Consider the following 11107-nt stretch of genomic DNA (forward strand, 5'->3'; position numbering starts at 1 on the left):
CTACAATTCCCGGCTGCCGCTTGACCCGCATGACTTACACACGTGTAATTAGAACCGGATAGTAACTGTGGCGGTAGATGGGGCCGAGGTCGGGAATCCTCCCGCTGCTCGGTGCCTGAACAGGCAGGCAGGCCGCGCGCAGACGACCACCGAGGAGGAGCACCGTGGCACAGGCGGAGCGTTTCCAGATTGACGAGGCGGCAGCTGCAGAGTCGCTGCAGGCCCACCAGTCGCGCGGCATCCCCGCGGATTGGTACGTGGACCCGGCTGATCCGCAGGCCGGCGAGCGCTACAGGGAGATGTCGGCGGCGACCCTCGAGGACGCGGCGACGGCATTCCTTCTGGAGCATGCTGCCCTCGAGAGCGAGGCGCCGCTGGATAATGACGACGATGCCGAGGACGAGGCGGACGGCGAGCACGGCGCTGACGTCGTCTCCCTCCTGGACCGCCAGCCGATGGTGCGCCCGGCCCAGCCGGTGTGGCTCGCGCTGCTGCGTCCGGCAGCACCTGTGGAGGGCGAGCTCGCCTGGCAGGCGGACGCCCTGTGCGCCCAGACCGATCCCGAGGCGTTCTTCCCCGAGAAGGGCGGCTCGACCCGCGACGCCAAGAAGGTCTGCAGCTCCTGCACCGTCCGCGCCGAGTGCCTCGAGTACGCCCTCGAGAACGACGAGCGCTTCGGGATCTGGGGCGGACTGTCCGAGCGCGAGCGCCGCCGCCTGCGGAAGCGGGCGGTCTGATCCTGGACGGCGTGCACGTTACCGCAGTCGTCGTCGCGCACGACGGCGCCCCCTACCTGCCGCGCACCCTCGCCGCGCTGGCGGCGCAGAGCCGTCGCCCGGACGTGGTGATCGGCGCGGACGCGGCCTCCACGGACGGTTCGGGGGATCTCCTTCGGCGTGCTCTCGGCGACGAGGCGGTCGTCGACGCACCCGCGCCTTTCGGCGCGGCGGTGGCCGCGGCATTGCAGGCGTTCTCTCCCGCTCGCGCCGGGGATCGTGACGAGGCATCGGGGGAGGAATGGATCTGGCTCCTCAGGGACGATGCCGCCCCCCACCCCCGCGCCCTCGCGGAGCTGCTCCTCGCGGTCGAGCGCGCCCCCGCCGTGACCGTGGCGGGCTGCAAACAGCTCGACTGGAACGACCCACGGCGACTCGTCGACGTGGGTCTCTTCGCGAGCCGCTCGGCGGAGCGCATGGCCCTCATTGACGAGGACGAGCAGGACCAGGGACAGTACGACGACCGCAGCGACATGTTCGCCGTCAATGCCGCCGGCATGCTGGTACGCCGAGACGTCTGGGACGCGCTCAAGGGCTTCGACCCTGCGCTCCCGGCGACGGGCGACGACGTGGACTTCTGCTGGCGTGCGCGCCTCGCCGGCCACCGCGTCGTGGTGGTGCCCGCGGCCCGGATGAGCCACGCAACGGATCGGCCTGACACCGAACCGAGCACCTTCGCGGCCCGCCGTGCCGAGGTGTACACGCGCCTCAAGCATGCGCCCACGTGGGCCGTTCCGCTGCACTTCGTCGCGGCGTTGCTCTCGGCACTCTGGAGTCTCGCGGGGGGCATCATCGCCAAGGAGCCAGGCCGGGGAGCCTCCCGCTGCGCGGCAACCCTCGCCGCCCTCGCGTCCCTCGGCGCGCTTGCGAAGGGCCGGCGGAACGCAGCGCGCACGCGGCGCGTCGCCCGGGGAACAGTGCGCGGTGTCAGGGCGACGCGGGATGACATCCGCAGCCATCGCCGCGCTTACCTCGAATCGGAATATGCAGAGCGCGTCATCGGCGACGGAGCCGGAGCGGACGACGCGCTGTCCGAGCCCACCGGGGATTCGGACCACGACTTCGCCGCGTTGGCGGTCTCCTCCAAGGGCTGGTCCGGGACCGGAGCCGTCGTCGTGGCTGTCCTTGCCCTCGTCAGCTCCCTTCTGGCCCTCATCCCGCTGCTCGGCGCTCAGGCTGTATCCGGCGGCGGACTCCTCCCCGTGTCCGCCGACCTCGGGATGATCTGGCACCACGCCACGTCCTGGTGGACCGAACTGGGGCCAGGGGAGGCGGGCCACGGCGATCCGTTCGATGCCGTCCTCTGGGCCCTCGGCGTCCTCGGCATCGGCGACCCCAACCGTGCCGTCGTCTGGTCGCTCGTGCTCGCGCCGGCAATTGCCGGCGTCGGTGCATGGTCCTTCGCCGCGGCGCTTACCGAGCACCGCTGGCCCCGGATCGTTGCCGCGCTGGTCTGGGCGGCCTCCCCGGCGCTGCAGGAGGCTGTCGCGCAAGGTCGCCTCGGCTCCGTCGTCGCCCAGGTCTTCCTGCCTTGGGCAGCGCTCGGCGTGGTGCGCGCGGTCGGAGCGGCCAGAGTCCGCGGAACGGTGGGCATCGAACGGGTCCCGCGCCCGGGTTCAGGCGGCGTTCCCTCGTGGACGGCGGCCGCCGCCGGTGGTCTCGCCCTCGCCGTTGTCACCGCCGGCTCGCCGAGCCTGCTTGCCCTCGCCGCGGTCGTGGTGGTGGCGGTGAGCCTCGGCCTGCGCCGGCGCGCCCAGTCCCTCTGGGTCATGCTCGTGCCATCCGCCGTGATGTTCCTCCCAGTGTGGCTTTCCTCGCCCGAGAACCCGCGAGCCTGGCTCGCCGATCCGGGGGCACCGACCGGCTACGCGGCACCGTCGCCGTGGCAGCTCGTGCTCGGCAGCCCGGTCGCGTTCACCCCGACGTCCGGGATCGGCGGCCTTGGCTGGCTCCCCGCCGGCGGCCCGTGGGCCCTCGTCTACGCGATCCTGATCGGTGCCCCCGTCCTCGCGGCCGCCGCCGTCTCGATGATCGCTCTGCCTTCGCGACGCGGAGCCGTGGCCCGCGCCGCGGGCGCCGCCGCCGTCGCCGCCTTCGCCCTCGCGTGGGCGGTGTCGAGGATCCCCACGGCGGTGGCCGGCGATTCTCTCGTTGCCCCGTTCGCCGGGCCTGCCGTTGCCGCAGGCGTCCTGTCGCTCCTCGCCGCCGCGGTGGTGGGAGCGGATCGCGCACTCGAGCCGCGCGAGGGTGCGGCCGGCCGCGAACCAGGGGTCGCGCACGCCCGCCTCGCCGCGACCGCGCGGGTGACGCTCGTCGTCGTGATGGTGATAGCCGTTGCGGGGCCGATCTTCGGACTCGCGCGGTGGGCCGTCGCGGGCCTCGCGCCCAGCGCGGCGCCGGGCGGCAGCTTCGGCAGTCCTCTCGCTGTGGCGCCGAGCCACGTGCGCACGCTGCCCGCCACCGCCAGCGACCTGGGCCTTGGCGCCCAGCAGACCAAGACCCTCGTCCTCCGCAGCACACCGCAGGGCGGATTCACCGCGGCCCTCATGCGCGGTGCCGGCACGGCGTTGGATGCGCTGTCCGCCGTCGCCTCGGCGAGCCGAGTCACCGGCAGCCTCGGATCCGAGACTGTGCGGACGGATGACGACGCCGATGCCGCCGTTCGCCGTGCCGTCGCCGTTGTCTCGAGTTCGTCGGGCGTCGACCCCAGGGCCGACCTCGAGGCGCTCGGCGTCGGATTCGTGGTCCTCCAGCAGCGCGACGGCGGCGACTCCGTGACGGCCTCCCAGATGGACGCGGTGCCCGGCCTGGTCGCCGTGGGCCAGACGGACGTCGGCTGGCTGTGGCGCGTTACGCCGCGGAACCAGCAAGCCGGCAGCCAGTTCGATATCGCCCAGCGCGCGAGCATCGTGGACCCTCAGGGGAAGGTGCTCGGCTACGTCGGCTCGGGACCCGAGACGGTCGACGCGAGCGTTCCGGCAGGGCCCGAGGGGCGTCTGCTGGTGCTCGCCGAGCGGAGCGACCCAGGGTGGTCGGCGTGGCTGGACGGACGCCGCCTGACGGCAACGACCCAGGGCTGGGATCAGGCGTTCACGCTTCCGGCCTCTGGAGGCCATCTGGAGGTCCGCTACGAGCAGCCGGGAGCCGTTCCCCTGGCGGTGCTCGCTGCCGTGGTGCTCGTGATCACCGGGCTCATGGCAATCCCGTCCCGCCTCCGCCCGCAGACCCGCCGCCGCCCGCAGCGAGGCAGCGGGCCGTCGGGCCGCCGTCGTACGCCCACTGAGGGCGGCGGGCCGGAAGGCCCGGGTGCGCCGCAGGAGACCGAGGAGGAGACGGCACGCACCGAGACCGGTGCAGATCCCGGCGCGGCGGAGACGCCGGAGCCTGCCCCCGCCCAGCCCACGACTGCGAGGAACGACAATGACGCGCGTGTCTAAGCTCAAGCCAGCGCGGCCCAAGCTGCGCCGGGCGCTCGGTGCCGCCGCAGGTGCCGCGGTCCGCGCCGGCGGGACCGCGCTCGTGGTGGCCGCTGGCGCGATCCCGGAACCTGCCAGCCTCAAGGCGGCTGCCCCGCCGTCGGTCGACGTGCCGGTGGGCCAGACCGTAGGCGTGTGCCCCGGGCCCGCTGAGCTCCTCGAGGGGACGCCCGTCCAGGGCGACCCGCAATTCAGCCCGGCGAGCACTACCGCCTCGAGCCAGCTGACCGCGGCGGTCCTCGGCGAAGCCTCCGGAGCCATGCCGGCGGGGACGATCTCGGGCGTCGACGGGTCCGTGCTCCAGAAGGTGTCCGACGGACAGCCTGCGCCGGCCGCGCCGCCTGCCGCGGCGCCGGCCGCGGTGGCCACGAGGACGACGACGGCCCCTGCCCTCCTGAGCGCGTCCGCGCTTGAGGGGCGGCCTTCCTCCGCCGCGGCGCTGTTCCGCTACAGCGCGACCGACGGCGATCTTCGCGGGCTCGCGGCCGCGGCCTGCGCGGCACCTGCCAACGACCTCTGGCTCAGCGGAGCGAGCACGCTGGTGGGACGCACCTCAGTCCTGTACCTGACAAACCCGACCACCACCCCGGCCACCGTCAATCTCGACTTCTACGGCGACAAGCCTCTCGGCCAGGCGCCAGCGGGAAGCCGCGGGATCCAGGTCCCGCCGCGCAGCACCAAGTCGTTCGTGGTGGGCGGCTTCGTGCCCGGTCAGCGCAACATTGGAGTGCACGTCCGGAGCGCGGGCGGTCCCGTCGCCGCGGTGATCCAGCAGAGCACACTGCGCGGACTCACGGCGGGCGGAGTCGAGTTCCTCACGCCGGTCGGCGCGCCGTCGACGCGGCAGGTCGCAAGCGCCGTCGAGCTTCAGGACCCCGCCGCGGCGGCCTCGCTGTCGGCGAAGAACGGGTTCGATGATGCCAAGGCGGCCCTCCAGGTGACCGTGCCGGGCGCGGCCGACGCGGTGGTCCAAGTGCAGGTCTTCGGAACGAATGGTCCCGTCACACTGCCCGCCGGCGCCGTGTTCACGGCGAAGGCCGGGACGGTCACCGAGATTCCGCTGACCGGGCTGCCTGCCGGCATGTATTCAGTCTCGGCGTCGTCCGACGTTTCGTTCGCAGCGAGCGTGCGGATGGTCAAGGGACTCAAGGACAGCGAGCCGATCGACTTCGCGGTAGCCGGTGCCCAGCCGCGCCTGGGCGACGGGCACGTCGTCCCGGTCGGCGACGAAGGATCGCGCACCTTGGTCTTTGCAGTGCCGGACGGGCGGGCCAAGGTCACCGCCGTTCCGATCACCGCCGACGGCAAGCGGCACGCCGCGGCGACCCTGGACATCGCGGGCGGCACCACGGCGACGCTCGCCGTCCCGGATCAGGTCGACGGCGCGAAGCCGGTGGCCTATTCGGTCTCCGCTTCGGGTGGTGCCGTCTATGGCGGCCTGGTCCTTGAGGGTGCGGACGGCAACGGGCTCTCGACGCCAGCGATCCTGCCGGCGGCCGGCGGTCGGCAGTCGGTGGCCGTCACGCTCGGCTATTGAGTGAGAAGGCCCGGCTTCAGCGGTAGCCGCGGTAGTACGGGTCGAGCGACTCGGGCTCGACGTTGAGCAGGGCCGCCGTGTACTCGACCACCACATCGTGCACGAGGTCCTGCGCCTCGGCAGCCGACGGGGCCTCCGTCTCGACGACGCGGCGGTAGACCGTGATGCGCGCAGGCTTTCCGTGGGCAGGTCGGATCATGCTCCCCTGAGGCGGACGGCCCCCCTCGCGAAGGATCCGCTCGAGCCCCGGGGGGATCTCCTCGACGGCGTACTCGACGTTGTCGAGCTCGCTCCCGCGCAGCTCCTGGAGCCTGTCGGCGGAGTCGAGCACCCAGTCCTCGAAGCGTTCGCCGCGGGTCCGGCTCCCCGGAAGGATCGCGGGCATGATCTCGCCGCGCAGGCCGCGCCCATGCCTGTTGCGACGGCGGTCCCGGAATCCTCGGTGCCGCCCGGCACCAGGTTCGCCGGCGGGAGGGAGGGGCCGAATGCTGAGTCCCGAGGAGGGACCCCCTGCCACTGGACCCCCTGACGAGGCACGATCCTGCATATATCGACTGTAGACCCGCCCCTCCCGGCGCGCTAACCGAGTCAATGCGCGGCGGGACGCCGGACGCAGAGTAGGGTACTGGCTGTGCGAGAAGTCCGCCATTGTTCCAGATCGGCCTGCCGCGAGCCCGCGGTTGCCACGCTGACCTACGTGTACGCGGACTCGACCGCGGTGCTGGGCCCCCTCGCGACCTTTGCCGAGCCGCACACCTATGATCTCTGTGCGCACCACGCCGACCGCCTCACCGTTCCTCGCGGCTGGGAGGTGCTCCGGCTCGCGCTGCCGGCCCGTCAACCCAGCCCGGACGACCTTCTGGCCCTCGCCGAGGCCGTGCGGGACGCGAAGGACGAGGTCGAGGAGCCGTCCGAGCCGCCACAGCGCAGTGCACGGGAGAGTCAAGCGCTCCTGACACCTCCGCCCGGAGTGGACGTTCCCTCCGGGCGGCATCTGAGGGTCCTTCCCGAGCCGTTCTGAGCGCTATCGGGTCCGGTAGGCTGGTATCCATGCCATACAGCTCCCCCCTCCTGAGCCCCGCCCTGCTGGCTGTGCTGCGGTGCCCCATCACAGGGTCCGCTCTGGTGCAGGAGGGAGACGAGCTCGTCGCGACCGCCCCGACCGCCGACGGTTCGACCCCGCGCTATCCCATCGAGGATGGAATCCCCGTCCTTCTCCCGACCCAGGAGCTTTCGTGACCCTCGACTACCGCGTCGCCGACATCTCCCTCCACGAGGCAGGGCGGCACCAGATCCGCCTCGCCGAGCACGAGATGCCGGGGCTCATGGCGTTGCGCGCCGAATTCGGGGAGACGCAGCCGCTCAAGGGCGCCCGCATCGCGGGGTCCCTGCACATGACGGTGCAGACGGCGGTCCTCATCGAGACGCTCGTGGCGCTCGGCGCCGACGTCCGCTGGGCCTCGTGCAACATCTTCTCGACCCAGGACGAGGCTGCTGCCGCCATCGTGGTCGGGAAGGGAACCGCAGAGGATCCGCAGGGTGTGCCGGTCTTCGCGTGGAAGGGCGAGACGCTCGAGGAGTATTGGTGGACGGCCGAGCAGATCCTCACCTGGCCGGGGGCCGACGAGAACCCCGACCTGGGCCCGAACATGATCCTCGACGACGGCGGGGACGCGACGCTGCTGGTGCACAAGGGCGTTGAGTTCGAGGCAGCGGGCGCCGTTCCGCAACCCACAGAGGACGACCCCGAGGAGTACCGGATCATCCTGGACGTCCTCCGGGCCGACCAGGCGCGGGACCCGCAGAAGTGGACGCGTATCGCCAAGGGGATCCGGGGCGTGACGGAAGAGACGACGACGGGCGTCCACCGCCTCTCCCAGCTCGCCGAGCAGGGGAAGCTTCTCTTCCCCGCGATCAACGTGAACGACTCGGTCACCAAGAGCAAGTTCGACAACAAATACGGCATCCGCCACTCGCTCCCGGACGGGATCAACCGGGCGACCGACGTGCTGATCGGCGGCAAGGTCGTCGTCGTGTGCGGCTACGGCGACGTCGGCAAGGGCGCAGCCGAAGCCCTGCGCGGCCAGGGTGCACGCGTGGTGGTCACCGAGGTCGACCCCATCTGCGCGCTCCAAGCCGCCATGGACGGCTACCAGGTGGTTCGCCTTGAGAGCGTGGTGCGTGAGGGGGACATCTTCATCACGACGACGGGCGGCAAGGACATCATCCGTGCCGAGCACATGGCCGCAATGAAGGACAAGGCGATCGTGGGCAATGTAGGCCACTTCGACAATGAGATCGACATGGCGGGCCTCGCGAAATGGCCCGGCGTCCACAAGATCGAGATCAAGCCCCAGGTCCACGAGTGGGTCTTCCCGGCCGAAAACGGCGGTGAGGCCCGCGAGGAGCACTCGATCATCGTGCTCTCCGAGGGTCGCCTCCTCAACCTCGGCAACGCCACCGGGCACCCGTCGTTCGTCATGAGCAACTCGTTCGCGAACCAGACGATCGCCCAGATCGAGCTGTGGACCAAGCGGGACGACGACGCGTACGAGAAGAAGGTCTACGTCCTGCCGAAGATCCTCGACGAGAAGGTCGCCCGCCTTCACCTCGACGCCCTCGGCGTCGAGCTCACCGAGCTCACCAAGGACCAGGCCGACTACCTGGATCTGGATGTGGCCGGCCCGTACAAGTCCGACCACTACCGCTACTGATCGCCATGGACAGCACGCCCGCCCCCGAAGGTCAGCCCGCCTCCGCGCCGGGACGGCGAGGAAAGCTCGTCAAGATCGCCGTGATCGTCACGGTGGTCCTCACGGCCGCCGTGGGCGGCGCGTTCGCGGTGGTGGGCCCGCTGCAGGCCTCTCCGGTCGGATCTGAGGCAGGAAGTGCCGTGCGAAGCCAGCCCGGCACCGCGTTCCCCGTGGTCCAGCCGGCCGCGGCGGTCACCGTCCCTGCCGCTGGCGCGAAGGAAGTGAACCCTGCCGCACCCGTCACGGTCTCGGTCAAGAACGGGACCGTGGACAACGTGAGCCTGCGCTCGGCCACAGGCGATGACGTCGAGGGCGCGCTCGATGCCCAGAAGGCCGTGTGGACCTCGTCCGGCCAGCTCAAGTTCAACACGACCTACACGCTCAGCTACACCAGCCTGGACGCAGCCGGACGCACCGCTACGGCCACCTCGACCTTCACGACCGTCTCCACCGCCAACGAAGCCGACGCCGCGATGTACCCGCTGGATGGGATGAGCGTGGGCGTCGCCCAGCCGATCCAGCTCACGTTCAGCGAACCAGTCAAGAACAAGAAGGCCGTGGAACAGGCCATCACGATCACCTCGACCTCTGGCCAGAAGGGCGAGTTCCACTGGTACAGCGACACGATGGTGCGCTATCGGCCGGAACAGTACTGGGCAGCCCAGAGCACCATCACCGTCAAGATGGAGTTGTTCGGCGTTGACCTGGGCAACGGCCAGATCGGGAACTTCTCGAAGACCAACACCGTCCACGTCGGTGACAAGCGCACCGCCGTCGCGGACGCGCAGGCCCACACGTTCACCGCCTACGTCAACGACCAGCCGGTGCACACGTGGCCCGCGACGCTCGGCGACGAGCGCTTCCCGTCGGCGCGCGGCTTCCTTGTGCTGATGGAGAAGCAGCGCAAGGCGCACTTCGTGGCAGCCTCGATCGGCCTCAAGCCGGGCGACCCGGCGAACTATGGAGAACTCGACGTCGAATACGCCACGAGGCTCACGCCGAGCGGTGAGTTCATCCATCAGGCCACGGACACGGCCATCCCGTATCTTGGCGTGACCAACGTTTCGCACGGATGCATCGGCCTCGGGCCGGATGGGGCGGCGTGGGTCTTCAACAACATGACCACGGGGGACGTCGTCCAGATCATCAACACCCAGGGTGACTTCGCCAATTTCGACGACGGCTTTGGCGACTGGAACATCCCATGGGCACAGTATGCGAACGGCTGACCTTCATTCCACGCTGACGCTCGGTTCAGCGCTCACGCTTCACTTCACAGGGCGATAACGCTTCGGCCACAGGCCTGCGTCTCTCCACTCGGTTGACCGGCTGACCGGCTACGGTGGACGGAGAGGACAGACCAGACCAAGGCCTGCGCACGCGCCGGCCCCCCAAGGCGTGAGTGGATGATGGACGTGATCGAAGACAGGCATGACCTGCAGCCGGAGGTGAACATGGACGAATCCCAGGACACCGACGAGCCGGCCTTCGACTGGATGAAGACCCCGCAGCACCGAGCCTCGTCCAGCGCACCGGCAGCCGCCGAGCCCGACAGGCTCGCGGACACGAGCGCGCCCGCGGCGGCCATGAGCAGCCCCGACGCCGCCGAGGACGGGTCCGGCGAGGAGCATTCTGCGAAGGAGCGTCCCGCGGAGCTTTCCTCCGCTGAACGGGATGAAGCCCATCTCGAGCCGTCCCCGACGACGGCCCTTCAGATGCGGCCTCCCGAGGACGAGGTCCGGCGCCGCACTGCGCAGCGCGAGGCCGCGGCCAAGGCGAAGCCCGTGGCGCCCCGGGTCCTTCAGGTGCTCATGGCGATCTTCCTGCCGTTCCTCCTCCTCATCGCCGCCGTTCGCTTGGTGGCGACGCCCGCGTTCCTCTGGCTCGAATACTTCCGGCCGGGTTTCCCCGGGGACGGCTACGGCTTCTCGGTGGACGATCGCCTCACCTATGGCTCCTACGCCGTCGACTATCTCGGCAACTTCGCGGGCCGTCGCTATCTCGGAGACCTCGTCCAGCCCTCGGGCAGCGCCCTCTTCACCGATGCTGAAGTCAGCCACATGGCGGACGTGAAGAACGTGGTCCTGCTGACCTATGCGGCCGGGCTCCTGCTCCTCGTGTTCTTCGTGGTCTCATACCTCGTGCTGCGCAAGCGGCGCGGCGCCTTCGGCCGAGGTCTCTTCGCCGGCTCCATCGTGACGTTCGTCCTCGTGGTGGGCCTCGCCGTGTTGGCTGTCCTCGGGTGGGACAGATTCTTCACGGACTTCCACCGGATCTTCTTCTCCCAAGGCAACTGGACGTTCCAGCTCTCGGATACGCTCATTCGCCTGTTCCCGGGGCAGTTCTGGATCGATTCCGCGATCGTCATCGGGGTGCTCACGCTCCTGGTGAGCTCCCTCATCATCATCTTCGCCTGGCCCACGAAGCGGAGCGCCGAGGACTAAGCGCCGGTTCCCCTCCGTGGGGGGGGGGGGGGGGGGCGGGGGGGGGGGGGGGGGGCGCGGGGGGGGGGGCCCGGCCCCGGCGCCGGGGCGGGGGGGGGGGGGGGGGGGGGGGGGGGGGGGG

9 protein-coding genes are annotated in these 11107 nt (G+C 70.7%); 8 read left to right on the forward strand and 1 reads right to left on the reverse strand.

The window, feature by feature from the left end; translation table 11 throughout:
* The first annotated feature begins 164 nt into the window (after positions 1-164).
* Genes ACTHL9_RS13625 through ACTHL9_RS13635 form a run of 3 tightly spaced genes read left to right on the forward strand, consistent with a single transcriptional unit; the run spans position 165 to position 5789 of the window.
* Entirely contained in the window at positions 165-737 is a 573-nt protein-coding gene (locus tag ACTHL9_RS13625) for a WhiB family transcriptional regulator (protein WP_440519822.1), read from the forward strand.
* Between the two features lie 11 nt (positions 738-748).
* A complete protein-coding gene (locus ACTHL9_RS13630; RefSeq protein ID WP_440519823.1) occupies positions 749-4213 on the forward strand; it encodes a glycosyltransferase family 2 protein in 3465 nt (1154 codons plus the stop codon).
* Positions 4197-5789 (forward strand): DUF5719 family protein, encoded by a 1593-nt coding sequence (locus ACTHL9_RS13635; RefSeq protein ID WP_440519824.1) that lies wholly within the window; start codon positions 4197-4199, stop codon positions 5787-5789. The genes ACTHL9_RS13630 and ACTHL9_RS13635 overlap by 17 nt, the downstream gene beginning before the upstream one ends.
* Before the next feature lie 16 nt (positions 5790-5805).
* On the opposite strand, the gene ACTHL9_RS13640 is transcribed toward ACTHL9_RS13635, so the two are convergent.
* Positions 5806-6174 carry a metallopeptidase family protein gene (locus tag ACTHL9_RS13640; protein WP_440519826.1) on the reverse strand — a complete coding sequence of 123 codons (369 nt, stop codon included), beginning with the start codon at positions 6172-6174 and terminating at the stop codon, positions 5806-5808.
* Between the two features lie 246 nt (positions 6175-6420).
* On the opposite strand from ACTHL9_RS13640, the gene ACTHL9_RS13645 reads away from it, so the two are divergent.
* The 5 genes from ACTHL9_RS13645 to ACTHL9_RS13665 all read left to right on the forward strand — a co-directional run bounded on the left by ACTHL9_RS13645 (position 6421) and on the right by ACTHL9_RS13665 (position 10986).
* Positions 6421-6810 (forward strand): DUF3499 domain-containing protein, encoded by a 390-nt coding sequence (locus ACTHL9_RS13645; RefSeq protein WP_440519828.1) that lies wholly within the window; start codon positions 6421-6423, stop codon positions 6808-6810.
* Positions 6811-6839: 29 nt separating this feature from the next.
* Positions 6840-7028: a Trm112 family protein gene (locus ACTHL9_RS13650; RefSeq protein WP_440519829.1), complete on the forward strand. Its 189-nt coding sequence runs from the start codon at positions 6840-6842 to the stop codon at positions 7026-7028.
* A complete protein-coding gene (gene ahcY / locus ACTHL9_RS13655; protein ID WP_440519831.1) occupies positions 7025-8503 on the forward strand; it encodes an adenosylhomocysteinase in 1479 nt (492 codons plus the stop codon). Before ACTHL9_RS13650 ends, ahcY begins: the two co-directional genes overlap by 4 nt.
* Positions 8504-8508: 5 nt before the next feature.
* Positions 8509-9771, forward strand: coding sequence for an Ig-like domain-containing protein (locus ACTHL9_RS13660; protein WP_440519833.1), 1263 nt, complete (start codon positions 8509-8511; stop codon positions 9769-9771).
* 177 nt (positions 9772-9948) lie between these two features.
* A complete protein-coding gene (locus ACTHL9_RS13665) occupies positions 9949-10986 on the forward strand; it encodes a TIGR01906 family membrane protein (RefSeq protein ID WP_440519835.1) in 1038 nt (345 codons plus the stop codon).
* The last annotated feature ends 121 nt before the right edge of the window (positions 10987-11107 follow it).

The sequence above is a fragment of the Sinomonas sp. genome (assembly GCF_051955515.1).
In the GTDB taxonomy this organism is placed as follows: domain Bacteria; phylum Actinomycetota; class Actinomycetes; order Actinomycetales; family Micrococcaceae; genus Sinomonas.

Coding starts and splice junctions, on each gene's coding strand:
- ACTHL9_RS13635 (WP_440519824.1), top strand. CDS start 4,197: ATGACGCGCGTGTCTAAGCTCAAGCCAGCGCGGCCCAAGCTGCGCCGG.
- ACTHL9_RS13640 (WP_440519826.1), bottom strand. CDS start 6,174: ATGCCCGCGATCCTTCCGGGGAGCCGGACCCGCGGCGAACGCTTCGAG.
- ACTHL9_RS13650 (WP_440519829.1), top strand. CDS start 6,840: ATGCCATACAGCTCCCCCCTCCTGAGCCCCGCCCTGCTGGCTGTGCTG.
- ACTHL9_RS13660 (WP_440519833.1), top strand. CDS start 8,509: ATGGACAGCACGCCCGCCCCCGAAGGTCAGCCCGCCTCCGCGCCGGGA.
- ACTHL9_RS13665 (WP_440519835.1), top strand. CDS start 9,949: ATGATGGACGTGATCGAAGACAGGCATGACCTGCAGCCGGAGGTGAAC.